The 26,199-nt window shown below is 47.8% G+C and carries 23 protein-coding genes and 4 tRNA genes; 19 read left to right on the top strand and 8 right to left on the bottom strand.

The annotated features are described in order from the left end of the window. Nucleotides 1–238 precede the first annotated feature (238 nt). Nucleotides 239–1,438, bottom strand: coding sequence for a hypothetical protein (locus tag Q1A04_RS10510; RefSeq protein ID WP_299705137.1), 1,200 nt, complete (start codon nt 1,436–1,438; stop codon nt 239–241). A 137-nt stretch (nt 1,439–1,575) separates the two neighbouring features. Here Q1A04_RS10510 and Q1A04_RS10505 point away from each other — a divergent pair, with 137 nt between their 5' ends. Beyond that, nucleotides 1,576–2,271: a DUF4397 domain-containing protein gene (locus tag Q1A04_RS10505; RefSeq protein ID WP_299705135.1), complete on the top strand. Its 696-nt coding sequence runs from the start codon at nt 1,576–1,578 to the stop codon at nt 2,269–2,271. A gap of 159 nt (nt 2,272–2,430) precedes the next feature. After that, nucleotides 2,431–3,738 carry an adenosylhomocysteinase gene (gene ahcY, locus Q1A04_RS10500; RefSeq protein WP_299705131.1) on the top strand — a complete coding sequence of 436 codons (1,308 nt, stop codon included), beginning with the start codon at nt 2,431–2,433 and terminating at the stop codon, nt 3,736–3,738. 61 nt (nt 3,739–3,799) lie between these two features. On the opposite strand, the gene Q1A04_RS10495 is transcribed toward ahcY, so the two are convergent. From Q1A04_RS10495 to Q1A04_RS10480, 4 genes are all read right to left on the bottom strand, one after another. Continuing rightward, nucleotides 3,800–4,531, bottom strand: coding sequence for a glycosyltransferase (locus Q1A04_RS10495; RefSeq protein ID WP_299705128.1), 732 nt, complete (start codon nt 4,529–4,531; stop codon nt 3,800–3,802). A gap of 121 nt (nt 4,532–4,652) precedes the next feature. Then, nucleotides 4,653–5,402 carry a response regulator gene (locus tag Q1A04_RS10490; protein ID WP_299705125.1) on the bottom strand — a complete coding sequence of 250 codons (750 nt, stop codon included), beginning with the start codon at nt 5,400–5,402 and terminating at the stop codon, nt 4,653–4,655. Nucleotides 5,403–5,432: 30 nt separating this feature from the next. Next, on the bottom strand, nt 5,433–8,405 hold the full coding sequence (locus Q1A04_RS10485; protein ID WP_299705122.1) for a two-component regulator propeller domain-containing protein: 2,973 nt from the start codon (nt 8,403–8,405) through the stop codon (nt 5,433–5,435). Nucleotides 8,406–8,632: 227 nt separating this feature from the next. After that, entirely contained in the window at nt 8,633–10,174 is a 1,542-nt protein-coding gene (locus tag Q1A04_RS10480; protein ID WP_299705119.1) for a glycosyltransferase, read from the bottom strand. Nucleotides 10,175–10,445: 271 nt separating this feature from the next. Between Q1A04_RS10480 and Q1A04_RS10475 the strand changes: the two genes are divergently transcribed. From Q1A04_RS10475 to nadD, 4 genes are read left to right on the top strand one after another with little or no spacing between them, the layout of a single operon-like run. Continuing rightward, entirely contained in the window at nt 10,446–11,039 is a 594-nt protein-coding gene (locus Q1A04_RS10475; RefSeq protein ID WP_299705116.1) for a sigma-70 family RNA polymerase sigma factor, read from the top strand. A gap of 25 nt (nt 11,040–11,064) precedes the next feature. Beyond that, the gene (locus Q1A04_RS10470) at nt 11,065–11,349 is read left to right on the top strand and encodes a zf-HC2 domain-containing protein (RefSeq protein WP_299705113.1); all 285 of its coding nucleotides are present in this window, start codon (nt 11,065–11,067) and stop codon (nt 11,347–11,349) included. A 6-nt stretch (nt 11,350–11,355) separates the two neighbouring features. Then, the gene (gene gmk / locus Q1A04_RS10465) at nt 11,356–11,940 is read left to right on the top strand and encodes a guanylate kinase (RefSeq protein ID WP_299705110.1); all 585 of its coding nucleotides are present in this window, start codon (nt 11,356–11,358) and stop codon (nt 11,938–11,940) included. Continuing rightward, on the top strand, nt 11,937–12,509 hold the full coding sequence (gene nadD, locus Q1A04_RS10460) for a nicotinate (nicotinamide) nucleotide adenylyltransferase (RefSeq protein WP_299705107.1): 573 nt from the start codon (nt 11,937–11,939) through the stop codon (nt 12,507–12,509). The genes gmk and nadD overlap by 4 nt, the downstream gene beginning before the upstream one ends. An 80-nt stretch (nt 12,510–12,589) precedes the next feature. Here the strand turns inward: nadD and frr are convergent, their stop codons facing one another. The 3 genes from frr to Q1A04_RS10445 all read right to left on the bottom strand — a co-directional run bounded on the left by frr (nt 12,590) and on the right by Q1A04_RS10445 (nt 14,581). Continuing rightward, entirely contained in the window at nt 12,590–13,153 is a 564-nt protein-coding gene (gene frr / locus Q1A04_RS10455; RefSeq protein WP_299705104.1) for a ribosome recycling factor, read from the bottom strand. A gap of 59 nt (nt 13,154–13,212) precedes the next feature. Then, the gene (gene pyrH, locus Q1A04_RS10450; RefSeq protein WP_299705100.1) at nt 13,213–13,998 is read right to left on the bottom strand and encodes a UMP kinase; all 786 of its coding nucleotides are present in this window, start codon (nt 13,996–13,998) and stop codon (nt 13,213–13,215) included. Nucleotides 13,999–14,083: 85 nt separating this feature from the next. Continuing rightward, nucleotides 14,084–14,581 carry an acetyl-CoA carboxylase biotin carboxyl carrier protein subunit gene (locus Q1A04_RS10445; protein ID WP_299705097.1) on the bottom strand — a complete coding sequence of 166 codons (498 nt, stop codon included), beginning with the start codon at nt 14,579–14,581 and terminating at the stop codon, nt 14,084–14,086. 87 nt (nt 14,582–14,668) lie between these two features. Here Q1A04_RS10445 and Q1A04_RS10440 point away from each other — a divergent pair, with 87 nt between their 5' ends. The 13 genes from Q1A04_RS10440 to rpoB all read left to right on the top strand — a co-directional run bounded on the left by Q1A04_RS10440 (nt 14,669) and on the right by rpoB (nt 26,127). After that, nucleotides 14,669–17,221: a M1 family aminopeptidase gene (locus Q1A04_RS10440; RefSeq protein ID WP_299705094.1), complete on the top strand. Its 2,553-nt coding sequence runs from the start codon at nt 14,669–14,671 to the stop codon at nt 17,219–17,221. 155 nt (nt 17,222–17,376) lie between these two features. After that, nucleotides 17,377–17,459: transfer RNA gene (locus tag Q1A04_RS10435), tRNA-Tyr, on the top strand. Between the two features lie 40 nt (nt 17,460–17,499). Then, nucleotides 17,500–17,572 (top strand) — tRNA-Gly (locus Q1A04_RS10430). 111 nt (nt 17,573–17,683) lie between these two features. Next, nucleotides 17,684–17,755, top strand: a tRNA-Thr gene (locus Q1A04_RS10425). Between the two features lie 69 nt (nt 17,756–17,824). Further along, a complete protein-coding gene (gene tuf / locus Q1A04_RS10420) occupies nt 17,825–19,012 on the top strand; it encodes an elongation factor Tu (protein WP_299705092.1) in 1,188 nt (395 codons plus the stop codon). Between the two features lie 108 nt (nt 19,013–19,120). Next, nucleotides 19,121–19,193 (top strand) — tRNA-Trp (locus tag Q1A04_RS10415). 28 nt (nt 19,194–19,221) lie between these two features. After that, nucleotides 19,222–19,413, top strand: a complete 192-nt coding sequence (gene secE / locus Q1A04_RS10410) for a preprotein translocase subunit SecE (RefSeq protein ID WP_299705090.1) — start codon at nt 19,222–19,224, stop codon at nt 19,411–19,413. Between the two features lie 9 nt (nt 19,414–19,422). Next, nucleotides 19,423–19,980, top strand: coding sequence for a transcription termination/antitermination protein NusG (gene nusG, locus Q1A04_RS10405; RefSeq protein ID WP_299705087.1), 558 nt, complete (start codon nt 19,423–19,425; stop codon nt 19,978–19,980). A 12-nt stretch (nt 19,981–19,992) separates the two neighbouring features. Then, nucleotides 19,993–20,436, top strand: a complete 444-nt coding sequence (rplK, locus tag Q1A04_RS10400) for a 50S ribosomal protein L11 (protein ID WP_018476831.1) — start codon at nt 19,993–19,995, stop codon at nt 20,434–20,436. A gap of 16 nt (nt 20,437–20,452) precedes the next feature. Then, nucleotides 20,453–21,145, top strand: coding sequence for a 50S ribosomal protein L1 (gene rplA / locus Q1A04_RS10395; protein WP_299705081.1), 693 nt, complete (start codon nt 20,453–20,455; stop codon nt 21,143–21,145). Between the two features lie 4 nt (nt 21,146–21,149). Then, nucleotides 21,150–21,674 carry a 50S ribosomal protein L10 gene (rplJ, locus tag Q1A04_RS10390; protein ID WP_299705078.1) on the top strand — a complete coding sequence of 175 codons (525 nt, stop codon included), beginning with the start codon at nt 21,150–21,152 and terminating at the stop codon, nt 21,672–21,674. Between the two features lie 41 nt (nt 21,675–21,715). Beyond that, nucleotides 21,716–22,096, top strand: coding sequence for a 50S ribosomal protein L7/L12 (gene rplL, locus Q1A04_RS10385; protein WP_220626026.1), 381 nt, complete (start codon nt 21,716–21,718; stop codon nt 22,094–22,096). A gap of 158 nt (nt 22,097–22,254) precedes the next feature. Next, nucleotides 22,255–26,127, top strand: coding sequence for a DNA-directed RNA polymerase subunit beta (rpoB, locus tag Q1A04_RS10380; RefSeq protein WP_299705072.1), 3,873 nt, complete (start codon nt 22,255–22,257; stop codon nt 26,125–26,127). Nucleotides 26,128–26,199 lie beyond the last annotated feature (72 nt).

Here is a 26,199-nt window from a genome sequence, read left to right as displayed (position 1 = left end):
TTTACGAGCTAAGATTTTAACGGTTAGGTATTTACAACAATTGGTGTTGGAACAGATATAGCATTAAAACCCACTATTTGGAGTATGGGTATATAGTGTTATGCAAGTATAACAACAGATGCATATCACTGTATGCGAACCGATTGACAGGCTTATTTTACTTGGTATAGGCAAACTAGCAACTGGATTTTATGGGGAAGAGCGGAAAGAAAAGGGCCTGAAAAAAATAAAATAAATTTTAGTCAGCCACAGGTATAGGCTTTCTGCAGTAGACCACAATAGGCTTCTGATGCATATCCGTTGTGAAGAAAAGGTAGTCCGTGCCACCCTCTTTTATACCTGTTTTCTTACGTATGTCCGCCACCGACTCCGGGAAATTGCGCACCGTAATGTTTGCCTTACGGGAAGGGAGTCGCGCAAAAATCTCCTTTTTATTGTATCGGCCCACACCTTGGCACGCAAATGCCCGGCCCGGGAAATCAGATATAAGCTGATCGGAGGTATAGAGATGGCTGTTGGGATGCAGCTTTTGCAAGCCGTACTGACTGGCTACGCTGCGGTAGGCACCCGCCTTGAGTATGGCGGAATTTGGTTCGTACAGATATGCCTGCGGATCAGCATACGTGACTGGTGCTTGGTCTTCCTGTAACTTAGTGAAGGAGAGCGTCTGAATTTCACCGTTCGGCAATAAGTTAACTGCGTGCCGCTGGGTTTCTATACCTTCAGAAGACGGGTCAATCAGGTATAGCACCTCTTTACACTCATTGTGGAGCGCCACTGTCCATACCTGCACGACATTGTTGAGCTGCTCAAGTGCAAGGTCAATGTCGAGCATGGGGGAGGTTTTGAGCAGTACGGTAGTAGCTTTTGCCAGCAACAGGGGCAGCAGCTGTAATACGTCCGGTTCGCAGTCTTGGAGCAAGTGCACCTTCTCTGCCCGGTCGCCTCGCCTCGCCGGATCTAGGTAAATCACATCGGCCTTCCCGTTAAATGTATGTAAAAACTCCTCAGCCGTGGTGTTCTGTGTTTCTACATTGTCGGCGCCCAGCAGTTTGAAATTATAGGCGGCTACTTCCGAGAGCTCCTTATTCTGTTCTACATGAACGACCTGCTCAAACTGCTTGGCAAAGAAGAAACTGTCCACCCCGAAGCCACCGGTAAGGTCGACGAGTAGCCTGCCTGTAACCAAAGAGGCCTTAAATGCGGCGGCGGCTTCAGAGGAGCTCTGCTCCACCGATACGGCTACCGGAAAAACTGCCTCTGGATTTGACACCCAAGTAGGCAACTTATCAGCGGCCTTCTGTCGGGCCTGAATCTGTTTCACCAATTCCGCTACGTGCAGATGGGGGTAGCGTCCCGCCTGCAGCATCAGCTCAGCAGGGCTTCGGTGCAGGTGCTGTTGTATAAAATCCTTTTCTTCTGGTGTGTAGTGCTTCATGACTTCACGCAAAGGTACAAAATTAAAGCGCCTCGGGTTTTTAGATAAAAATTGAATTTGTGCAAACAATCCCCATACCTGCTGGTTCTATTCACAGCTAAAAGATATTTTTTTATTAAACAAAAAATTAGATTACTATGAAGAAATGGATGAAAATCATGTTACTGGCCGTGTTGCCAGCCATGGTGCTTACAAGCTGCGACGATGACGATGATGACGATACAACGCCAGTGGTAGAGATTGCCAACGTGATGGTTGTACACGCTTCCCCTGATGCTCCCGGTGTGGATCTGCTGATAGATGATTCCAAGGTTAACAGCGCCGCGCTGACCTTCCCGAACAACACAGGTTATTTAGAAGTGCCTGCAGGCAACCGAAATGTGAAGGTAAATGCCGCCGGAACCACCACTACTGTTATTGATGCCGATTTGGATCTAGAGCGTGATGAAAACTATTCTGTTTTTGCTGTAAACACGCTGAGTAACATTGAACCGCTGGTGCTGATGGATGATCTGACCGCCCCTGCCTCTGGAAGAGCACATGTGCGTTTCGTGCACCTCTCGCCTGATGCTCCTGCCGTGGATGTGGCCGTAACGGGTGGCCCGGTGCTGTTCAGCGACAGAGCTTTTAAAAGCGCAACCGATTTTACTCCGGTAGATGCCATGTCTTATAACCTAGAGGTGCGATTGGCGGGAACGGAGACAGTGGTGCTTACCGTGCCTAATGTGAACTTGGCGAGTGGCCGCATTTACACCATTTTTGCCAGAGGCTTCGTAGCCCCACCTGCCGATAATGAGAATGCACTTGGTGCTGAAATTATTGTAAACCGATAACTGAAGAAGAATCTACCTATTCGAGGCCTGTGCCATTGGCATGGGCTTCGATGTTTCTATACTTATCAAAATAGTTGATTTACAGGAGTATAATGCGCTACTATTGAAGATGAGAGAGAAATTTTGTAATTTTGTGCTTCCTTAAGAAAAAAGTAGAATATGATTGATACAACACTCAAGTACAAAGTAAAAGATATTTCGCTGGCCGAGTGGGGCCGCAAAGAGATCAGACTGGCTGAGGCTGAGATGCCGGGCCTGATGGCGATACGTGAAGAATATGGCCCAAGCAAGCCACTTGCCGGAGCCCGCGTTGCCGGCTGTCTGCACATGACCATCCAAACGGCCGTTCTGATTGAGACGCTGGTAGAGCTGGGTGCTGAGGTGACTTGGTCTTCCTGCAACATCTTCTCAACACAGGACCACGCTGCCGCTGCTATTGCCGCTGCCGGCATTTCGGTTTATGCTTGGAAAGGCATGACAGCTGAGGAGTTTGATTGGTGCATCGAGCAGACTTTGTTCTTCGGTGATGAAAGCAAGCCATTGAACATGATCCTAGACGATGGCGGTGACCTGACCAACATGGTGCTGGATAAGTATCCGGAGCTGGCTTCAGGCATTAAAGGTCTTTCTGAAGAGACCACTACCGGCGTACACCGTCTGTATGAGCGCATGAAGAACGGCACCCTGCCAATGCCTGCCATTAACGTAAACGACTCAGTTACGAAGTCTAAGTTCGATAACAAGTATGGCTGCAAGGAGTCTTTGGTTGATGCGATCCGTCGTGCCACTGACGTAATGATGGCCGGTAAAGTAGCTGTGGTTGCCGGTTACGGTGACGTGGGTAAGGGTTCTGCCGCTTCCCTTCGTGGTGCCGGTGCCCGTGTGATCGTTACTGAAATCGACCCGATCTGCGCGCTGCAAGCTGCTATGGACGGTTTTGCGGTTAAGCGAATGGTGGATGCCGTGAAAGAGGCGGACATTATAGTTACAGCTACTGGTAACAAGGATATCATTCAGGAACAGCACTTCCGCAGCCTGAAAGACAAAGCGATCGTTTGTAACATCGGTCACTTCGACAACGAGATCGACATGGCTTGGTTGAACGGCGCTTATGGCAATACCAAAGACACTATTAAACCGCAGGTTGACCTGTACAACATCGACGGGAAAGACATTATCGTGCTGGCTGAAGGTCGTCTGGTAAACCTAGGCTGCGCGACTGGTCACCCATCGTTTGTAATGTCTAACTCTTTCTCTAACCAAACACTGGCTCAGCTGGAGCTTTGGACTAACGCTGAGGCGTACGAGAACAAGGTATATACCTTGCCAAAGCACTTGGACGAGAAAGTGGCGCGTCTGCACCTGAGCAAGATCGGTGTGGAGCTGGACGAACTTCGTCCGGATCAGGCTGCTTACATTGGTGTGGAAGTAGAAGGCCCTTACAAGCCGGAGTACTACAGATACTAATCTAAGGTATAAGCATAAAACAGAAAAGCCGGAGCATATGCTCCGGCTTTTCTGTTTTATGCTAATTTTTAAACTTTCCCATTTTCAGCAGCTTGTACACCGAGGCTTTAGCCTGCTTGAACTTGTTGTCGAGTTTGAGGTATTTGTTGGCCTTGTCGCGGAAGTGAATGCGTCGGTGCCAGCCGAGGTGGTTGGTATAAGGCTCTTCCAATATGAAAGCGGTATAGCCCAAATCGGCATAAAAGTCGGAGATCTCACGTTCGAACTGTCCCGGGGTGTACTGCTCAAAGCTGCCCATCAGGCGGTAATCGCTCACCCGCTTCAAACTGGGGTTTAGGGTAAAGATGTCTTTCTTGACCTCCCGGTACTTTATACCCTGAAACTCCTGCACCTTTTCGGCAAAGAAATCGGCGGGGTATTCCTCGGCGCTGCGACCCCACACCGTAATCAGCTTCGGGAATTGCTCCATTAGCGCAAGCGCGTCCTCTATGAAACCTTTGCGCAGGAAATCCCAGTCGTCTTCACAGTGAAAGATATACTCGGTCGTCACTTGGCTGTATGCCTTGTCGATGCTCTTTTGCTGGCCCAGTTGCTCGGGGTTTACGATAGTATCGAATTTGTCGTAGCTGAATTTGGCCAGCACACTTTCCAAGCCCTTGCGGTCGCCGCTGTCTTCTATGATCAGGATTTTCTCAATGGGGTAAGTGTTGTACTTGAAAAAACTGCGAAGCGTGGCTTCCAGCAAATCGAAGCGGTTGCAGCTGGTAATAACGACGGTAATTCCCTTGGGCATAAATCTGTGAACAGTTGGCAAGGTGCAAAGATAGCGGGAGCGCCAAAATAATTGCCCTGACTCCGCATATATTTAGGAATCAGGGCGACACAGTGCTTTAGGTATGATTGTCAGAGTGCTGTCAGATAATATTAAATCGCGACATGAGCGCCTTTTTATAGGACTTGCCAATCGGGATGTCTCCTTTAGAGAATACAACCGCGCTTTCTTCCAGCGCCTCCACCTTGTCAAGGTTGGCGATGTAGGAGCGGTGCACGCGCACAAAATTGTTTGACGGCAGCTTGTGCTCCATGTCTTTAAGGGTAGAACTGACAAGGTACTTCTGATCCACCGTCACGATGAAAGAGTAATTGTCATAGGCCTCCACCCATAGAATTTCATTATAATGCACCTTGATGATACGGTGCTTCACTTTTACAAAGATGTAGTCGGCGTGGGGTTCGCTCTCTTTCGTTGGTTTAGTAGCAGCGGATGTCCCGTTTTCCATAGGTTTGTGCACGGAGTCGTGTTTATAAAGTGCCAGTTCTATTGCAGAACGTAAATTTTTCTCGTCGAATGGTTTCGCAAGAAACCCATCGGGCTCTGTTTTCTTAGCCCTGTCCAAGGTAGCCTTGTCGGCGTAGGCCGTCAGGTAGATAAAAGGGATGTCGAACTCTTCGCGTATGCGGGAGCCTATCTCAATGCCGTCGGCGTCTCCTTTCAGGTTCACGTCGAGTAAAACAAGGTCTGGATGTAACGTCCGAATCATCTCAAGAGTGTCCTCACCGGAATCGATGGCACACGTCTGGTACCCTAGCTCCTCCAGACAGGCAGCAAGGTCTTCCGCAATAATGATTTCGTCTTCCGAAATTAGAATTTTTGGTTTTGTCATATCATTAATTTCATACGTAAAGTTCTTGATTTATGATGCCAAAACAAAATACAATATTGAATTTGTACCATTATTATTTTTAAATTCTATTTTCCCGTTTAGTTTGCGGGCTAAAGACGTTACCAGCTGCAGTCCGAAAGACTTTTTTCGACGTGTTTCAAAATCAGTAGGAAGCCCGATTCCGTCATCCTGCACGGTAAGCGTATAGTTGTTTTCTGTAATAGGCTCTAGGCCGATACGGATGTGGCCTGTTTGGTCAGGGAAAGCATATTTTATAGAGTTGGACACCAGTTCGTTAACAATAAGACCAAGTGACAGGGCTGTGTCTGCCTCTACCATAAGGTGGGGGACATCAAGTGAGAGCTTGATCTGACGCTCGTTAATACCATAAGTGGCGCAAAGACTGTCACAAATGTCTTTGATGTAAGCATGCAGGTCGATTGAGGCTAAATCCTCGTGCTGGTAGAGCCGCTCATGCAGAATAGACATAGAGCGTACCCGCCCTCTGATGGACTGCATCACCTCAAGTGCATTCGGGTCTTGAACATGTCTCGCCTGTAGGTTAAGCATGCTCATAATGATCTGCAGGTTATTCTTCACCCGATGGTGTATTTCCTTGAGCAGGGTTTCCTTTTCGCGGTTTTTCTCCTCCAGCAGCTGTGTGCGGTAGAGTACCTTGTGCTCGAGCAGTGTGTTGAGGTTAACCAGACTCCGCTCGCGCAGCCGCACAATGCTTATGGTAGCCCCCGTGACCAGCAGCACTAACAAGACAATAAACCACTCCCGACGCCAGACAGGCGGCACAATGCTGAAAGTATAGGTAAGCGGACTCGGTGTCCAGAAACCATCGCTGTTCGAGGCCAGCAGTTGGAAGGTATACGTGCCAGGGTCAAGGCTGGCATAGGTAGCAAAAGACTGATCTGTGACGGCTGACCAGTGATCGTCGTGTCCCTTAAGCCGATAACGGTAGCGAACCCGGTCAGGTGCTGTAAGTGAAATGCCATGGAAGTCGAAGGTCAGGTGGTTCTGGTTGTGTGGCAGCCTCAGTCTGAGGGGCAAGCCAGTCGTCGAGTCAGTTCTATACCCAAGCCCCTGCCAGTCAGTGGGCTTCAAAAACAGCATGATGTCTGTTAGGATTGTGTTAGGGTATATGCGGTTGCGCCTGTCCATCTCAGGCAGGTACATGGTCAGGCCTTTGGCGGTGGCAAACCACACGGTGCCGTCTGGCGTCTGGGTAATACCCCGGTTGCTTACTTCGAGCCCCCGAAAGCCATCCTGATTGGCATAGGCGCGTATGCTTAAGCGTCCCCGGTCGTGCAGTTCATCAAGCCGAACCTTTAGCACCCCCCGGCTGGTGCCCACCCACAGGTGGTTGGTATTGTCTACGTACAGGCTTTTGATGCCTTCATTAGGCAGCCCATTGCGGGAGTTGTATACCTTAGGCGACGTCCATTCGTCATGCCATGCCAGTATGCCATAGTTAAAGCCGCCGAAATACAAGGTGCCGTTTTCATCCTCGGCAATGGTGTGAACTTCCCTAAAACCAGACTCCCTTAAACGCTCTGTGGCTTTTACAGTACCGTTCTCGTATTGGAAGACCCCTTTCTCAGTCCCCAGCCATATATGGCCGCTGGCATCGCGGTGCAATACGTATACCTGCCCTGTTGTCTGGGGTTTGTGAATAGGGCGCACCTCTTGTCTGTCTGGGTCCAGTACGGCCAGCCCTGCCGCCGTGGCTATGAGTAAATGACCATTAGCCTCGGGCATAGCTTGGTAAACATGCGGCGAAGGCAGTCCATGCGCTGTGCCATAGTGAGTAACACGCTTGGGTTCCATACGGTAAAGGCCTTGGCTTGTGCATACCCATACGTCGTCTTCGTGGCGTATCCACATGCTGTACAGGGTGGTGCCGGATGGCCAGATGTCGGTTTGCAACCAGTTAAGTATGCCGGCTTCCATGAAAGCGGCATAGCCGTCGTCGGTCCCTAGCCATACCCTGCCTTTGGTATCTTGCGCCAGTGCCGAAATAACGGGCTCTTTCACCTGCCCCATGTCAAAGTAATGTACGAACCACGGATTGCGGTACTGCATTAGCCCATGACCGGTTGTGCCTATCCAAATGTTGCCTTCACGGTCGGTGGTAATGCTGTTGGTGCGGTCGGTTCTCAGACCGCTATAGCGCGTCAGGTGCTGAAATTCTTTGCCATCATATTTTAGTACGCCCTTGTCTCGGAGACTGAACCACTGATGCCCGTAGTTGTCGGTGGTGAAGTCTGTGACATCAGGTCTTTTCATGCTCTGAGGAAATTCGAAAAGCTTTAGCTGATTGTGCTGAAAAATGGCGGCCCCCTGCGCTGTGCCTATCCAGATGGAACCGTCCGGTGACTGGCTAAGTACATTAATGCTATTATAAGGTAAGGTACTGTTGCTGGTGTTGTAGTTGCGTATACCTTTGGCGGCTATTTTGTAAACGCCCTGCGTGTCGCTGCCCGCCCAGAGCTCGTTGGTCGCTGTAAAGAGTATATCATTGAAACGGACTTGAGGTAACTCACCATGTGGCACAAATTTATCTTTAGCCAAGTAATAGACCCCGCTGTCGGTCGCCGCCCAAATTTTACCGAGATTGTCTTCTGCAATACTGTATACACCTCCCTGAGGTAGGCCGGCCTCTGCATCATATACATCGAAATTGTTTCTCGCCATGAGCATGAGTCCTTTGTCGCTAGTCCCGATCCAGATGCGGTTTCGGCTGTCCTGCAGCAGGCATTTGATGCTGTTGCTGCTCAAGCCGTCACGTTTAGTATAAGTATGAAAAGTAGAACCGTCGAAACGGCTGAGCCCTCCCAAGGTAGCTATCCAAAGCTGTCCTTTGTGGTCTTGCAGAATGTCATTCACCTGAGACTGTGGCAAGCCTTGTTCAAGCGACCAGTTACGGAAGTTGAACTGCTGTGCCTGCAGACTAAGTGCAGATGCCAACAAAAGTATAAGGGCGAGGAGGCGCATCCGGAGGCAACAGGGTATAGGTCAACGATGGAATATACTTTATTTTCAATGCAATAAAAAATAAAGTAATATTCATATTACTGTGGCGGTATAATTTTGTTGCCTATATACTATACCCGATGTTATAACCTCGTTGTAGAACAGTCCGGATTATATAGATAGCCATATATGTATCTGCCCAACTCGCTTTAGAATTAGGTGTAGGAATACGCCATGGCAAAGTTTCCTTAGTTTTTCGGTAGATGCTTGTCGATGCCGTTGGAGCAGAAAATACTTTTCTCTGAAATGGCCCTTTCCAGAATAGCATCATTGGCAGCCAGACTCTGGCGGGAGTTTTCTTGATGGTATAGATGATAGGCCACGCCACCGAAGGCAAGGTTCTGTCGCTTGGTACCGCTATTGAGCAAGCGGATGGCAAACTCGCTATCCTCTCGACCCCAACCTACAAAGTCTTCGTTGAAGCCATTCACGCGCACAATGTCCTCCATCCAGAAGCCCATGTTGCAGCTTTTAATAGATGCAATGCCAGCTTTGTCTTTGCTGAAGAGCCTAGATAAGAAAGGGGAATTAGTGGAATTTAGCCTGTTCTTTATACCTGAAGAGAGGGGAGAGATAGGAGAAGGACCGCTGTTGATCAGTTTCTGGCTGAGTTCCGGACTAAGGAGTACCCGCTTACCCTGTGTAAAGTAGCCTTTTCGGGCCGCCCGGCGGTGGCCTTTCAGAAAATCAGGGTGCAGGACCATGTCGCCGTCAATAATTACTACATACTCGCCCGTAGCCATGGCGATCGCCTTGTTGCGGCTTTCGGCGGCTCTAAATCCATTATCCTCCTGCCAGCTATGCAGCAAGGGCACCGGCGACTCTTTCGCTAAGGCCTCTACCAAAGCATGCGTATCGCCACGTGAGCCGTCGTCGGCCACAATGATTTCCCGTGGCAACTCGCTCTGCTTGAAAGCGCTTCGCAGCACAGTGCCCAAGGCCTCTTTCCAGTTGTACGTTGTTACAATTAAGCTAATACCGAGGCGCTGATTCTCTTCGTGCAGTTTCATGTATTTGTAAAAAGTGCCGTTGGCGTTGGAAAAGGAAATCGCCATACCTTCATACCCATACAGAAACCCACGCTGCAGCACATAGTTCCTGAAAAGCGAAAAAGCCCACTTAAAATAGCTTTTGGCAGGGGAGGACTTTTTTCGAAAACGCTTCTCTCTGGCAAAAAGTGTGGTGTACTGATCCATCTTGGCGATCAGCTGCGAGATGCTATCGAAAGAGAAGTGGTCCATTGTACCGCGCAACTGCTGTACCTGCAGGCCATGGGTCTGGATGTACTCATGTACGGGCAGATTGGCGAAGCGGGTCGTGTCTTTATGGTACAGCCGCAGCACATAGTCGTTGTCCCAGCCACAGGCTTTGATGTGCAGTTTGCCGTAAAAATTATGGCGGAGGAAGCTGTATACCTTGCGGGTGTCGTGCAGGTCAAGCTGCAAAATTTCGTCTGCCAAGGTCGTGGAAAGTACTTCGTCGCTGTCGACGGAGAGTACCCAAGGGTTCGTAGCGTGTTGCGCGGCAAGGTTCTTCATCGGCCCAAAGCCCAAAAAGGCGTGCTGCACAATGCGCACATTCGGAAAGCCCGCGGCAATAGCCATGGTGTTGTCTGTGGAGCCGTTATCCAGTACAATTACCTCCGGAAAGCACTGCAGCGAATGCAGGCAGGCCGCGAGGTGCTTTTGGCTGTTTTTGGTCAGGATGGTAACCGATATGGGGTGGCGCATGCGTGGGACTTACCTAAGTGGTTAGAACTGCAAAATTAAGTTTTAACATCTAAATCACTGAAAAAAAAGCTCAGGAACTGCTGAAAGTTCTGAAATTCCGTATGTTTCTAATAACGAAACGGATATGAGCGGCCGATTGACTGCCAATCCTATACCTGCCGAAGTGGATCCCATGCAACCCAAAAGCGGCAAGAAAGGTATGTAATTAAAATTTCTATATTTGCGTATAATTACGCGACCACGACTTTATAAAAGTACAAAATCAAGTCAAATGAGCGAGCAAACAGGTAAACAGTTGAGTAAAGAGGAAAAAGATGCCCGGTTCGAGGCAGAGTTGCTGCCTGTGCTGGACCCTCTGTACAATTTTGCCTACAGGCTCACCCTCGACGAAGATGACGCCAACGATCTCGTACAGGAAACATACCTGAAGGCTTATCGCTTTTTCGATTACTTCGAACAAGGAACTAATGCAAAAGCCTGGCTGTTCCGAATCCTGAAGAACTCCTTCATTAATGAGTTTCGGAAAAAGAGCAAACAGCCTGCCAAGGTTGACTACAGCGAGGTCGAAGGATATTACAACTCGGACGACGTGGAGGGAGAGGGCGGCGTGGCCACCACTACCGACATGCGCACCGAAAGCGTGCAGGACCTGATTGGCGACGAAGTGGCCAGCGCCCTGAACGCATTGCCGGTTGACTTTAGAACCGTGATCATACTTTGCGACCTCGAAGGGTTCACCTATGAGGAAATGGCTAAAATTCTGGATATACCTATCGGTACAGTGCGCTCCAGATTGCACCGCGCCCGTAACTCTTTGAAAGAGAAGTTGGAAAAATATGCGAAGAGCATGGGATATAATAGTTAGAAAAAACTAAAGAGTTTGAGTTAAGATGGAATCTAAATTTACAGAAGCAGCGCACCAGAAACTTTCTGAAGACGGGCACGAGTCGGAATGCGACAAGATTGCCCACCTGTTGGACCTCATGATCGATGGGGAAGCCTCCACGGAAGAACAATCCTATTTTAATACCCACATCGAAGAGTGCGTCCCCTGCTTCGAAAGCCATCAAAAGCAAAAACTCCTTAAAGGGCTTGTTAGCGGTCATCTAAAACGCGTAATTGTGCCGGAAAGCTTAGCTTTGTCCATTAAAGCACGAATTCAAGAAACTGTATAAGCTCCAATGCAAGGAAAGATTATCATTTTTTCGGCCCCGTCCGGTGCCGGCAAAACCACTATTGTAAAGCACCTCTTACAAGTTAACCCTCAGCTTGCCTTTTCTATTTCGGCCTGCACACGCGACAAGCGCGGCCGCACCGAGGAAAACGGAAAAGACTATTACTTCATAACACCGGAGGATTTCAAACAGAAGATCGCCAAAGACGAGTTTGTGGAGTGGGAGGAAGTATACGAAGGCGCCTTCTACGGCACTTTGAAATCTGAAATAGAGCGTATCTGGAAAAGTGGCAAGCACGTGATACTGGACGTGGATGTAAAAGGAGGATTAAGCATAAAGCATTTTTACAAAGAGAGAGCATTAGCCGTATTCGTAAAGCCGCCTTCCATAGAGGAGTTGGCCAAGCGCTTGCAGGCCCGCAACACCGATTCCGCCTCCAGCATTTCGAGCCGCGTGTTCAAAGCGGAATTTGAGATGAAATTCGAAGACCAGTTTGACAAGGTGATTGTGAACGATAACTTGGAGGAGGCCTGCAAAAAGGCCGAAAAACTGGTCAATGAGTTTTTGAGCACTGAACCAGCCATTGTATGAAAGTAGGGCTGCTGTTCGGCTCCTTTAACCCCATTCACATCGGGCACCTGATCTTGGCCAACTTTATGGCCAACAACACGGACCTCGATACGGTATGGCTGGTGGTGTCGCCTCAGAATCCCTTTAAGCCAAGCAACACACTGCTGCATGAGTTCGACCGCCTGCACATGGTCTCCTTGGCCGTGGCCGACAACCCGAGTCTGGGCGTTTCGAACATAGAGTTCAACATGCCCAAACCGAGCTATACCATCGACACACTGACATACCTGCAGGAAAAGTACCCGAGCTACGAGTTTGTGCTGATCATGGGGGAGGACAACCTGCCGCTCTTTCCGAAGTGGAAGAACTCCGAGCGGATACTGGAATACCACCGGGTATACGTATACCCACGCTCCGGCTCCGCTACCACCGAGTTGCCGTCTATGCCGAATGTGACTTTTATCAAAGCCCCAGTGCTCGACATATCGGCTACTTTTATCCGGAAGTGCATCAAAGAAGAAAAATCCATTAAGTACATGGTACCTGATGAGGTAGCCGACTACATTAAAGTGCACAAGTTATACCTATAAGGCAACCATAGGCCTTTAAACAGAGAAGCCCGCTGAATTTTCAGCGGGCTTCTCTGTTTATAAGAATTAGGTATGGCTTCTTATACCGTCATGATCTCTGCTTCTTTCTTGGCAAGCAGCTCGTCGATCTTCACGATATAACCATCCGTCAATTTCTGCACTTTGGCTTCGGCGTCGCGCACTGCATCCTCAGAAGTACCTTCTTTCTGCAGCTTACGCAGCGAATCGTTCACATCTTTGCGGATGTTGCGGACTGCAATTTTACCGTTTTCAGTCTCATTCTTTGCTTGCTTTACCAAGTCACGACGGCGCTCCTCAGTCAGCGGTGGAATGTTCAGACGAATGGAATCCGCATCGTGCTGCGGGTTCAGGTTTAGGTCGCTGTTCTTGATGGCTTTGCCAATTTCACCTACCATGTTTTTTTCCCAAGGCTTAATTATGAGCGTGCGGGCATCCGGCGTGGTGATACCGGCAACCTGAGAGATTGGGGTTGGTGCGCCATAATAATCTACGCGCAGGTCCTCCACCATTGCAGGGGAAGCTTTGCCGGCTCTGATCTTGAGCAACTCCGAATTGGTGTGCTGCACTGCTTTCTGCATAGACTCCTCGGCTTCGCTGAGGTAAAACTGAATTTCTTCCGTCATATCAATTTTAGCTTAATAAGGTTCTTCCTGTTATTCTGTACTGTTTATACTGCAAATTATTAATTTTTGTCGGATGTTCTTGTTGCCTCCGTAGCCTGTATCTTATCAACCGCCTCTTCTATAGACTCGGCCAAGTCTTCCATGCTTACCAGCGTGCCTATTTTCTCGCCCTGCACCAGTCGTTTCAGGTTGCCTGCCGTGTTCATATCGAATACGATGATTGGCAGACCGTTCTCCTTGCAAAGCGTAAAGGCAGTCATGTCCATTACGTTCAGGCCTTTCTCAAACACGTCTTTGAAAGATATGTTTGAATAGAATATCGCGTTAGGATCCTTTTCAGGGTCAGCAGAATAAATGCCATCTACGCGCGTGCCTTTCAGTACGACATCGGCCTCAATTTCGATGGCGCGAAGGCTGGCCGCTGAGTCAGTTGTGAAGTATGGGTTACCGGTGCCGGCACCGAAAATAACGACACGTCCTTTTTCAAGGTGGCGCACCGCACGACGGCGAATGTACGGCTCGCATACCTGCTGAATGTTCAGGCCAGAAAGAAGACGGGTATATACACCCAGTTTCTCGAGCGCACTCTGCAAAGCCATGCTGTTGATGACAGTAGCCAGCATACCCATGTAGTCGCCCTGCACACGGTCAAGACCCACCTGCTCAGCCTGCACACCCCTAAAGATGTTGCCACCGCCAATCACTACTGCTACCTCAACACCGAGTGCGGCCACTTCCTTAATCTCCTGCGAGTACTGCATCAGCCTGTCAGAGTCGATACCGTACTGCTGTTCTCCCATCAGCGCTTCGCCGCTTAACTTCAGCAATATTCTTTTATACTTCACGGTCGTTTTATAGTAATGTTAACGTTTATGAATGCTCGTATTACGGGAAGGCAGCGTGTGCTGCCCATCCGGCAACACAAAAAAATTAAAATAAAATCAGGATCTGATTTTTCTCGACGTTCTGCTTCACAGCTACTTTCACTTCCTTCACCACACCGTCGCCCGGCGACTTGAGGATGTTCTCCATCTTCATGGCCTCCAGAATCATGATCGGGTCGCCCTTTTTCACTTCCTGTCCCGGCTGCACTTTTATTTCGAGTATCAGACCCGGCATCGGCGCCTTCACATCGTTCACCTTTTGCGCGTTGGCATTACTCATACCCAGCTTGTCGAGCAGCAGGTCGAAGCGGTCTTTCGCGCTAACGGTCTGCTTTACGCCATTTATCTTGAAAGTAAATGTTTTAGCTTGATAATCAGCCTCTACCAGCTCAGCTGTAAAAGACTTATCGTCTTTTATGATGTGGTATCTGTTAGGGCCAAGGGGGGTAATGTCCCAGTTGAAAGGTGTTCCGTTGAGAAGAATAGCGTCTTTTTGAATATCAACCTGCCATGTCTTGTCGTTAGCGGTTTTTATTTGGAGCATCTTTATAAATCAGGTTTTGGAAGCTTAAAGATAATTGATTTATCAGAGTATTTTTAGAAATTGAGCTCAAAATTAAAACATTCCATCATGAATCATAGGTTTCTGAACATAGTTGGCCTCGCTGCCGCTATGGCTTTTACGGGCGGTTGCAGTGTGAATAAGCAAATTGGTACTGTTCCCGCAGTTGAGGCAGTAGCTGGCAAACCGGCCACAGAAGTTGCCGAACCGCCTGTGTGGGCCCCAAAGAACCATGCCTTTAACCCCTCCAAAACCCGGGTGCATGACTTGCTGCACACTAAGCTGCGCGTTAGTTTCGATTGGCAGAAACAGTACCTGCACGGTATAGCCGAGCTCACCCTCAAGCCATACTTCTACCCGCAGAACCAATTGGTGCTAGATGCTAAGGGTTTTGATATACACAGTGTGAGCCTGATGAATGGTTTCGAGGCCACGGATCTAAAGTATACCTATGATGGCATGAAGTTGACGGTAGACTTGGGGAAGACTTATACCCGCAATGACAAGTATGTTATCGAGATTGACTATACCGCTAAGCCAAACGAGCTAGAATTGGGTGGCAGCGATGCCATTACCCAAGACAAAGGCCTGTATTTTATCAATCCGACAGGGGCAGACCCGAACAAGCCGCGCCAAATCTGGACCCAAGGCGAAACGGAGGCCAATTCCGCTTGGTTCCCAACCATCGACTCACCTAACGAGCGCATGACGCAAGAGCTTTACATTACCGTAGACCAGAAGTTTACAACCCTCTCCAACGGCACCTTCACCTATTCCCGCAAAAACGCCGACGGTACCAAGACCGACTACTGGAAAATGGAGAAGCCGCATGCGCCATACCTGACTATGATGGCGATAGGGGAGTACGCCGTGGTACAAGACAAGTGGCGCGACTTGGAGGTTGATTACTATGTGGAGCCAGCCTATGAGAAAACCGCCAAGCAGATATTTGGCAACACGCCGGAGATGCTCGAGTTTTTCTCAAAAAAGCTAGGGGTGGACTACCCATGGTCAAAGTATGCGCAGGTAGTAGTGCGCGACTTTGTGTCGGGTGCGATGGAGAACACATCGGCCTCCACCTTTATGGAGGATTTGCAGCTGAACGAGCGGGAACTGCTGGACAAGAACTGGGATGGCATCATTGCGCATGAGCTGTTTCACCAGTGGTTTGGCAACTACGTCACCACAGAGTCTTGGGCCAACCTGCCGCTTAACGAGGCTTTCGCCAATTACTCCGAATACCTCTGGACAGAGCACAAGTATGGCGCCGACGAGGCCGCCTACCACCACCTAGAAGAGCTGGGCCAGTATCTGGATGAAGCCGAAACCAAAAGAGAACCGCTGATCCGCTACCGCTATGCTGACCGCGAAGACATGTTTGACAGTCACTCCTATGCAAAGGGCGGCCGCGTATTGCATATGCTCCGCAAGTATGTGGGCGACGAGGCCTTCTTTGCCTCGCTGAACCGCTACCTCACCCAGAACAAGTTTTCGGATGTGGAAGTAGCCGAGCTGCGCATGGCTTTTGAAGATACCACAGGCGAGGACCTGATGTGGTTCTTCGAACAATGGTTTATGCGCCCGGGGCATCCTGAGTTGAAAGTAAGCCATACCTACCAAAACGGTGCGGTTGCACTGCAGGTATGGCAACAGCAGGACACACTTTACCAGCCCGTGTACCGGCTTCCGCTAAAAGTGGCTATATGGGAGAATGGTAAAAAGACCGAGCATCAGATCGAGATCACGAGAGCGAACCAGACCTTTAACTTGCCGGCTGGCGCTAACCCACAACTTGTGCTTTTCGACAGCGAGCAGCAGCTGCTAGGAACCGTTGAGCATGCCAAGACACCAGCTGAGTTGGCTTTCCAGTTTCGGAATGCTGGCGTATTGAATCCAAGGCTAGAGGCACTTGAAGAATTTGGTCAGGATATTAACAATCCAGAAACAGTAAGCTTGGTGCAAGAAGCCTTGCGAGATGATTTCTGGGTAATTAGGAACGTAGCATTGGATGTCGCAGGCAAGCTAGAAGGCAAGAGGGCAGAAGTTCTGGAGAATCAAGTGAGAAGATTGGCGGAGAATGATAAAAAGGGAGATGTGCGAGCCGGTGCCATCTTATTACTATCTGAATGGGGCGATGACGAATACAGCGCACTGTATCAGCAAGCAATGAAAGATAAATCTTACAAAGTTGCTGCAGCGGGTATACTGTCCTATGCCATGACTGATGCCCAAGATGTTGCCAAGCGATTAGCAGCATTTGAAAAGGAGACGAATGAGGAAGTGGTACTAGCATTGGCATCCTACTATGCCGTGAAAGGGGGACCGACGAAGTACGATTGGTTTATGAAGCAAGCACAAAGCGCCAAGGGTACGGGCTTATATTATCTGCTGCAAAGCTTCGGAGCGTTTATGGCAGTGAATGATGAAGCCTATACTCCAGAGGCTGTCGCGATGCTGGCAGAGATGGCACAGGAGCACCGTTTATACTATGTGCGCATGGCTGCCTTTCAGGCACTTATGGTGTTGTCAGAACGCCCAGAGATAGTAGAGTTGCTGAAGGAAATCAGGACAAATGAGCAGGATAAAAGGCTGCTGGAGCTGTATAATCAAGTCTCTCTGTAAGGGGCATTGAAAAAAAAGTGAAGAATTTTTTAGAGAATATTTGACTGGAAAGAAAAAGCGCTTAATTTTGCATCTCCTTAGAACAAAGAGTTGGTCGTAAAGCTAGCTTCGAAGGGTTAAGGAAGGCTGAAAAAGTCAGTCTGGTTAAATATTTCGGGGAGATTCCAGAGCGGCCAAATGGGACGGACTGTAACTCCGTTGTAGTGATACTTCGCAGGTTCGAATCCTGCTCTCCCCACACTTAAGACCACGCTTTTTAATGGTTTGCTGCATTAGAAGCGGGAGTAGCTCAGTTGGTAGAGCGATAGCCTTCCAAGCTATAGGCCGCGAGTTCGACCCTCGTCTCCCGCTCATAAGCAATCCGCGTGCTGCTTATCAATTATGGGTTGATTTTGAAGGAATTTCATGCAGATGGATTTCCTTTTTAGTATAAACTCATTTTTAAGATAAGTGATGGAAAAAGCCGACGTAGCTCAGGGGTAGAGTACTTCCTTGGTAAGGAAGGGGTCGTGGGTTCAATTCCCATCGTTGGCTCTAAGTCCGTTACGTGTATAATTAACGCAACATACTTAAACGTTTTAACCTTAATTTAATTATCATACAATGGCTAAAGAAACATTTGACCGTTCCAAACCGCACGTAAACATCGGTACTATCGGTCACGTTGACCACGGCAAAACAACTTTGACTGCTGCCATTACTACAGTTCTGGCTAAGAAAGGTCTTGCTGCACTTCGCGACTTCTCTTCTATTGATAACGCTCCAGAAGAAAAAGAAAGAGGTATTACTATCAATACTTCTCACGTAGAATACGCAACAGAAAACCGTCACTATGCTCACGTTGACTGCCCAGGTCACGCTGACTACGTGAAGAACATGGTTACTGGTGCTGCCCAGATGGACGGCGCTATCCTAGTGGTTGCTGCGACTGACGGTCCAATGCCACAGACGCGTGAGCACATCCTTCTTGCTCGTCAGGTAGGTGTACCTCAGCTGGTAGTATTCATGAATAAAGTGGACATGGTGGACGATCCAGAGCTTCTTGAGCTTGTTGAGATGGAAATCCGTGAGCTTCTTTCTTTCTATGACTTCGACGGCGACAACATTCCAGTTATTCAGGGTTCAGCTCTTGGTGGCTTGAACGGTGATGAGAAGTGGGTTAAGACTATCGAGGAATTGATGGAAGCAGTAGATAGCTTCATTCCAATCCCAGCTCGTTTGACTGACCTTCCATTCTTGATGCCAGTAGAGGACGTGTTCTCAATCACTGGTCGTGGTACTGTAGCTACAGGCCGTATCGAGCGTGGTGTTATCAACTCTGGTGAGCAGGTTGAAATCCTAGGTATGGGTGCTGAGAACCTTAAGTCAGTAGTAACTGGTGTTGAGATGTTCCGTAAGATCCTTGACCGTGGTGAAGCTGGTGACAACGTAGGTCTGTTGCTGCGTGGTATTGAGAAAACCGATATCCGCCGTGGTATGGTTATCTGTAAGCCAGGTTCAGTGAAGCCTCACATGAAGTTCAAAGCTGAGGTTTACGTTCTTTCTAAAGAAGAAGGTGGCCGTCACACACCATTCTTCAACAAGTACCGTCCACAGTTCTACTTCAGAACGACAGACGTTACGGGTGAGATCATGCTGCCAGAAGGCGTAGAAATGGTAATGCCTGGTGATAACATCACTATCGAGGTAAACCTAATCAACGCTGTAGCAATGGAAAAAGGTCTACGTTTCGCTATCCGCGAGGGTGGTAGAACAGTAGGTGCCGGTCAGGTAACTGAAATTCTTGACTAATTAATATTAAACAAACCCGTTTCTGGAATCTTTTTTCGGGGACGGGTTTGTTTTTAATATTCTTTTAAATAAATTTGCACTCCAATTAAAATTGGTGTGCATTTTTTTACGGGTGTAGCTCAATTGGTAGAGTAGTGGTCTCCAAAACCATTGGCTGGGAGTTCGAGTCTCTCCACCCGTGCAATTTACAATCTATTAAAGCGAAGGCGATGAGCAAAGTAAAAGGCTACATAGACGAGACAGTGGAGGAAATGAAAAACAAGGTTTCATGGCCTTCATATTCTGATTTACAGAATAGTTCTGTATTGGTGTTGATTGGCTCTTTGATTTTTGCCCTTGTAGTCGGAGCGATGGATTTTGTGTTTGACTCAACCCTGTCGTGGTTTTACAACCAGTTTTAATAAAAGTCTATGGCTGAGTTAAAATGGTATGTGGTTCGTGCGGTAAGCGGCCAAGAAAAAAAGGCAAAAGCTTATCTCGAGAACGAAGTAATCAGACAGAACCTGGGTGAGTATGTACCTCAAGTTCTTATACCTGCCGAAAAGGTGTATGAGATGCGAGGCGGAAAGAAAAAGATCAGAGAACGCAACTTCTTTCCAGGTTACGTGCTAGTGCAGGCAGATCTATCACACGGTGAGGCTGAGCACATTATTATCAGCACGCCTGGTGTTATTGGTTTCCTTGGGTCCAATGAAGGAGGTCAGAACAAGAAGCCAGTTCCTCTTCGTCAGTCAGAAGTAAACAGAATTCTGGGTACTGTAGACGAAGCGGAAGAGCAAGCTGAGGTACTGGATACCCCGTTCTTGGTAGGTGAGATGGTGAAAGTGATGGACGGTCCTTTCAGCGGATTCTCGGGTACTGTGGAGGAAGTGTTTGAAGAGCGTAAGAAGCTTAACGTTATGGTGAAGATATTTGGCCGTAACACACCTGTTGAGCTGAATTACATGCAGGTAGAAAAAGAATCGTAGTAAATACATATAATGGCAAAGGAAATAAAAGGTTACCTGAAACTTCAGGTAAAGGGAGGTGCCGCGAATCCATCGCCACCGATTGGACCTGCACTTGGTTCTAAAGGTCTTAACATCATGGAGTTCTGTAAGCAGTTTAATGCTAGAACCCAAGATAAGCCGGGACAAGTGTTACCAGTGTTGATTACAATATACGCAGATAAGTCCTTCGACTTCGTTATTAAGACGCCCCCTGCTCCGGTATTGTTAATGGATGCTGCTAAAATTAAGGGAGGTTCTAAAGAGCCTAACCGTAACAAAGTAGGTTCAGTTACATGGGATCAGGTAAGAGAGATTGCAGAGCTGAAAATGCCTGACTTAAATGCTTTCAAACTGGAGTCTGCCATGAAAATGGTAGCCGGTACAGCAAGAAGCATGGGTATTACAGTGTCTGGAAACGCTCCGTGGAACGAATAATTAGAGTTAAAGGATAATGGCGAAGATTTCAAAGAACAGGAAAGCAGCTTTAGAAAAGGTTGACCTGACAAAAGAGTATTCTTTAACAGATGCGGCTTCAGTAGTAAAAGATATCACTTTTACCAAGTTTGATGCCTCTGTTGATATTGATGTACGCTTAGGCGTTGACCCTCGCAAAGCCGACCAAATGGTTCGTGGTATTGTTACCCTTCCGCATGGCACCGGTAAAGACGTTAAAGTACTAGCATTGGTTACTCCTGACAAAGAGCAGGAAGCTAAAGATGCGGGTGCTGACTTCGTAGGTCTTGATGACTATATCCAAAAAATTGAAAAAGGTTGGACTGACGTAGACGTGATCATCACGATGCCTGCAGTAATGGCTAAAGTTGGTCGTTTGGGTAGAATCTTAGGTCCTCGTAACCTGATGCCAAACCCAAAGTCGGGTACAGTTACTCAAGACGTTGCTAAAGCAGTTAAAGAAGTAAAAGCAGGTAAGATCGACTTTAAAGTTGACAAGTATGGTATTATCCATACAAGTGTTGGCAAAGTGTCTTTCTCGCCAGAGCAACTTGCCGCGAACGCTGCAGAAGTAATTGCTACACTGAACCGACTGAAGCCATCTTCAGCAAAGGGTACTTACATTAAGAGCATAACATTGTCTAGCACAATGAGCCCGGCCGTAATCGTTGACAAGAACGCAACTATCTAAGAACATGACCAGGGAAGAAAAAGAGATAATTGTTAAAGACCTGAGCGAGAAGTTAGCGAACACTAGCTATTTCTATATCACAGATGCGTCTACTATGAGTGTAGCCAGCATTAACCAGTTCAGGAGAATGGCCTTCGAAAGAGGCTTGGAGTACAAAGTTTACAAAAACACTTTCATTAAGAAAGCATTAGATACCCTAGAGGCAGACACTGCCACGCTAGAGGAAGTACTGAAAGGTTCATCTGGTATCTTGTTTTCTGCTGAGTCAGGTAATGCTCCTGGTAAGCTTCTGAAAGACTTCAGAAAGAAAGGCAATACGCTTCCATTGTTGAAGGGTGCCTATATTGATGGCGGTGTTTATGTTGGTGAGAACCAGCTTGACACATTAGCTAGCATCAAGTCTAAGAATGAGCTTATCGGCGATATCATTGGCTTACTTCAGTCTCCAGCTAAGAATGTTGTTTCTGCTCTCCAGAGCAGCGGTGGCAAACTTGCCGGCATCCTGAAAACCCTATCTGAAAAAGAATAATTTAAAAACGTAATCAATAAGTAACTTTTAATTTCAATAAAATGGCAGATTTGAAAGCATTCGCTGAGCAGTTAGTTAACTTAACTGTGAAAGAGGTTAATGAACTAGCTACAATTCTTAAGGATGAGTATGGTATCGAGCCAGCTGCTGCTGCTCCAGTTATGATGGCTGGTGGTGGTGCTGCTGACGGTGGAGCTGCTGCAGAAGAAAAAACTTCTTTTGACGTAATCCTTAAGTCAGCTGGTGCATCTAAGCTTGCAGTTGTTAAGCTTGTAAAAGAATTGACTGGTCTTGGCTTGAAAGAAGCGAAAGAACTGGTAGACGGCGCTCCTAAGCCTCTTAAAGAAGGTGTGGACAAGAACGAAGCTGAATCACTGAAGAAATCTTTGGAAGAAGCTGGTGCTGAAGTAGAGGTTAAATAATCTCACTTACCAACATACCGATAACAGGTAGACCTGGCATATTCGTCAGGTCTTTTCCTGTTTGTATATGGATTCAAATGGTGAATCCTTTTTTTGCCCGTAGCTATGTGTATAGCTATGTGCTGGAATCATATTGTAAACGTTAAAATTCCATGGCTTTGGCTAAGAATAAAACGACAGAGCGAATCAATTTTGCCTCTATAAACCCGGTTATTGACTACCCTGACTTCTTGGACGTTCAGCTACAGTCATTCCAGGACTTCTTCCAGCTGGAGACTCCAGCTGAGAATAGGGCTCAGGAAGGTTTGTTCAAGGTGTTCGCTGAGAACTTTCCGATTTCCGATTCACGAGAAAACTTTGTACTAGAGTTTATCGACTATCATATAGATCCTCCGAAGTACTCAGTGGATGAGTGCATCGACAGAGGTCTTACATATTCTGTTCCGCTTAAAGCTAAGCTTCGCCTTATCTGTAATGATGAGGATAACGAAGACTTTGAGACGATCGAACAGGAAGTTTTCTTGGGTAATATCCCATACATGACTGAGAAAGGCTCATTTGTAATAAATGGGGCTGAACGTGTTATTGTATCTCAACTTCACAGATCACCAGGCGTGTTCTTCGCACAAAGCAAGCACACGAACGGTACAAAACTGTATTCTGCCAGAATTATTCCTTTTAAAGGATCTTGGGTTGAGTTTGCAACGGACGTTAACAACGTGATGTATGCTTACATCGACCGTAAGAAGAAGTTCCCGGTAACCACGCTATTGCGTGCCATCGGTTACGGTACGGATAAGGATATCTTGGACTTGTTTGGCCTTTCAGAAGAACTGCCAGCAACTAAGACTAACCTGAAGAACGCGATCGGCCGCAGATTGGCTGCTCGTGTACTACGTACTTGGACTGAAGACTTCGTTGATGAGGATACTGGTGAGGTTGTATCAATTGACCGTAATGAGGTTCTTTTGGAGCGAGATTCAGAAATCACCCAAGAGGATATAGATGTAATAGTTGATTCCGGTACAAAGTCTATCATTCTCCACCGTGAGAATGTTAATATTGCGGACTACGCCATCATCTATAACACGCTCCAGAAAGATAACTCCAACTCTGAGAAAGAAGCGGTTGAGCAGATCTACCGTCAGCTTCGTAACACAGAAGCGCCAGACGAAGAAACTGCACGTGATATTATCCAGAAGCTATTCTTCTCTGACAAGCGTTATGATCTAGGAGAAGTTGGTCGTTACAGAATTAACAAAAAGCTGGGTCTCGATACAAACTGGGATGCGAAGGTTTTAACCAATGAGGACATCGTCCTGATCGTGAAGTACCTGATCGGTTTGATCAACTCTAAAGCTGTAGTGGATGATATTGACCACTTGAGCAACCGCCGTGTAAGAACGGTAGGTGAGCAGCTTTACGCGCAGTTCGGAGTAGGCCTTGCCCGTATGGCAAGAACCATCAAGGAGCGTATGAACGTGCGTGACAACGAAGACTTCAAGCCTGTTGACCTGATCAACGCTCGTACGCTTTCTTCTGTGATCAACTCGTTCTTCGGAACAAACCAGCTGTCTCAGTTCATGGACCAGACCAACCCGCTGGCAGAAGTGACGCACAAGCGTCGTGTATCTGCACTCGGACCAGGCGGTCTTTCAAGAGAACGAGCCGGTTTCGAGGTTCGTGACGTTCACTACACGCACTACGGTCGTCTTTGTACAATCGAAACGCCAGAAGGTCCGAACATCGGTCTGATTTCATCGCTTTGTGTGCACGCTCGCGTGAACCACATGGGCTTTATCGAAACGCCTTATCGTAAGGTGAATGAAGGTATCGTGGAGATGAACGGTACCGTTGAATACCTGACGGCTGAGGAGGAAGATACCCACCACATCGCGCAGGCTAACGCCATTATCGATGATAAGGGTAACTTTATCAATGATAGAGTAAAAGGTCGTTTTGAGGGTGACTTCCCTGTGGAAGAGCCTAACACCTATACCTATATGGACGTTGCGCCGAACCAAATCGTATCGGTAGCGGCTTCGTTGATTCCATTCTTGGAGCACGATGACGCCAACCGTGCCCTGATGGGTTCGAACATGCAACGCCAAGCCGTTCCACTGTTGAAGCCTGAGGCTCCAATCGTAGGTACCGGTTTGGAAAGAAGAGCGGCTATCGACTCAAGAGCACTGGTAATCGCTGAAGGCGACGGTTTAATTGACTTCGTAGATGCTAATAAGATTGTAGTTAAATACGATCTGACAGAGGAAGAGAAGCTGGTTGCTTTTGATGCGGAGTATGTAACATACAACCTGATCAAGTTCAGAAGAACAAACCAGGATACCTGCATTAACCTGACGCCGATCGTTTATACCGGTCAGCGTGTAACAAAAGGACAGCCGCTTTGCGAAGGTTACGCCACTAACAATGGTGAACTGGCAATCGGTCGTAACATGCAGGTGGCGTTCATGCCATGGCAAGGTTACAACTTCGAGGATGCTATTGTTATCTCTGAAAAAGTAGTAAGAGATGATATCTTCACTTCTATCCACATCGAGGAATTCGAACTTGAAGTTCGTGAGACCAAGCGTGGTGAAGAAGAACTTACTTCTGAAATTCCGAACGTTAGCGAGGAAGCCGTAAAGAACCTTGATGAGAACGGTATAATCCGTATCGGTGCCGAGGTTCGTGAAGGTGACATCTTGATAGGCAAGATCACACCGAAAGGTGAGACAGACCCGACTCCGGAAGAAAAACTTCTGCGTGCGATCTTCGGTGACAAAGCCGGTGACGTGAAGGATGCCTCGCTTAAGGCGCCGCCATCACTGAACGGTGTAGTTATTGAGACAAAACTTTTCTCTAGACCTAAGAAAGACAAAAACCTGCGTGCTAAGTCTAAGAAAGAGGTTGAAGAGTTAAAAGTTAAATACTCGAAGGATCTGAACGCTATTAAGAACGTGATGGTTGATAAACTGGTGGCTTTGCTGGAAGGCAAGACGTCTCAGGGTATTAAGCACAAGTTCGGTGATGAGATTCTGACAAAAGGCTCTAAATTCTCTAGAAAGAACATTATTGAGGCCCTATTCCCTGAGAAGAACCCATATAAGGACGAAAGTAACTATGCGGTCCCGGAAGAGGTGAACATGTTCAAGGATCTAATTCTGGAAAACTGGACTGCCGACGAGAAGACCAATAGCATGCTGGTGGAACTTGTGAAAAACTACAACAAGCGCCGTAACATTACTTCCGCACACTTCAAGCGTGAGCGTTTCACATTGGAGGTAGGAGATGAGTTGCCAGCAGGTATCGTGCAGCTAGCCAAGGTATACATCGCGAAGAAGCGTAAGCTGAAAGTGGGTGACAAGATGGCTGGTCGTCACGGTAACAAGGGTGTGGTTGCCCGTATTGTGCGTGAAGAGGATATGCCATTCTTGGAAACAGGAGAACCAATGGATATCGTGCTGAACCCACTGGGTGTACCTTCAAGGATGAACATCGGTCAAATCTATGAGACTGTACTTGGATGGGCTGGAAAGAAACTGGGTAGAACTTATGCTACTCCGATCTTCGACGGCGCCACTGAGGACCAAGTTTCAGCAGAACTGGCGGAGGCAGGACTTCCGAAGTTCGGTCGTTCATACCTGTACGATGGTCTGTCTGGCGATCGCTTTGACCAGCCTGTAACAGTAGGTATTATTTACATGCTGAAACTAGGTCACTTGGTTGACGATAAGATGCACGCCCGTTCAATCGGACCATACTCACTCATCACACAGCAGCCATTGGGCGGTAAAGCCCAGTTCGGTGGTCAGCGTTTCGGTGAGATGGAGGTATGGGCTCTTGAGGCATTCGGTGCTTCGAACGTACTGCAGGAAATACTTACAGTGAAATCTGACGACGTGATCGGCCGTGCGAAAGCCTACGAGGCAATCGTGAAAGGCGATGTGTTGCCGAAACCAAATATCCCGGAATCATTCAACGTATTGATTCACGAGTTAAGAGGTCTGGCGCTCGAGATCACCTTAGAGTAGTAAAGTATAAGCTAAGCGTACTGACAAAAGTCGGTACGCTTAGCGCACTTTATATAGAATCGCTGTAAGGCA

It is taken from the genome of uncultured Pontibacter sp. (assembly GCF_947499215.1).
In the GTDB taxonomy this organism is placed as follows: Bacteria; Bacteroidota; Bacteroidia; order Cytophagales; family Hymenobacteraceae; genus Pontibacter.
This window is presented reverse-complemented; position numbering and strand designations above follow the sequence as displayed.

Coding starts and splice junctions, on each gene's coding strand:
- Q1A04_RS10445 (WP_299705097.1), bottom strand. CDS start 14,581: ATGCTCCAAATAAAAACCGCTAACGACAAGACATGGCAGGTTGATATT.
- Q1A04_RS10480 (WP_299705119.1), bottom strand. CDS start 10,174: ATGCGCCACCCCATATCGGTTACCATCCTGACCAAAAACAGCCAAAAG.
- rplJ (WP_299705078.1), top strand. CDS start 21,150: ATGACCAGGGAAGAAAAAGAGATAATTGTTAAAGACCTGAGCGAGAAG.
- secE (WP_299705090.1), top strand. CDS start 19,222: ATGAGCAAAGTAAAAGGCTACATAGACGAGACAGTGGAGGAAATGAAA.
- Q1A04_RS10440 (WP_299705094.1), top strand. CDS start 14,669: ATGAATCATAGGTTTCTGAACATAGTTGGCCTCGCTGCCGCTATGGCT.
- nadD (WP_299705107.1), top strand. CDS start 11,937: ATGAAAGTAGGGCTGCTGTTCGGCTCCTTTAACCCCATTCACATCGGG.
- Q1A04_RS10505 (WP_299705135.1), top strand. CDS start 1,576: ATGAAGAAATGGATGAAAATCATGTTACTGGCCGTGTTGCCAGCCATG.
- frr (WP_299705104.1), bottom strand. CDS start 13,153: ATGACGGAAGAAATTCAGTTTTACCTCAGCGAAGCCGAGGAGTCTATG.
- rplA (WP_299705081.1), top strand. CDS start 20,453: ATGGCGAAGATTTCAAAGAACAGGAAAGCAGCTTTAGAAAAGGTTGAC.
- Q1A04_RS10485 (WP_299705122.1), bottom strand. CDS start 8,405: ATGCGCCTCCTCGCCCTTATACTTTTGTTGGCATCTGCACTTAGTCTG.
- tuf (WP_299705092.1), top strand. CDS start 17,825: ATGGCTAAAGAAACATTTGACCGTTCCAAACCGCACGTAAACATCGGT.
- nusG (WP_299705087.1), top strand. CDS start 19,423: ATGGCTGAGTTAAAATGGTATGTGGTTCGTGCGGTAAGCGGCCAAGAA.
- Q1A04_RS10495 (WP_299705128.1), bottom strand. CDS start 4,531: ATGCCCAAGGGAATTACCGTCGTTATTACCAGCTGCAACCGCTTCGAT.
- ahcY (WP_299705131.1), top strand. CDS start 2,431: ATGATTGATACAACACTCAAGTACAAAGTAAAAGATATTTCGCTGGCC.
- rplK (WP_018476831.1), top strand. CDS start 19,993: ATGGCAAAGGAAATAAAAGGTTACCTGAAACTTCAGGTAAAGGGAGGT.
- rplL (WP_220626026.1), top strand. CDS start 21,716: ATGGCAGATTTGAAAGCATTCGCTGAGCAGTTAGTTAACTTAACTGTG.
- Q1A04_RS10490 (WP_299705125.1), bottom strand. CDS start 5,402: ATGACAAAACCAAAAATTCTAATTTCGGAAGACGAAATCATTATTGCG.
- Q1A04_RS10470 (WP_299705113.1), top strand. CDS start 11,065: ATGGAATCTAAATTTACAGAAGCAGCGCACCAGAAACTTTCTGAAGAC.
- Q1A04_RS10475 (WP_299705116.1), top strand. CDS start 10,446: ATGAGCGAGCAAACAGGTAAACAGTTGAGTAAAGAGGAAAAAGATGCC.
- Q1A04_RS10510 (WP_299705137.1), bottom strand. CDS start 1,438: ATGAAGCACTACACACCAGAAGAAAAGGATTTTATACAACAGCACCTG.
- gmk (WP_299705110.1), top strand. CDS start 11,356: ATGCAAGGAAAGATTATCATTTTTTCGGCCCCGTCCGGTGCCGGCAAA.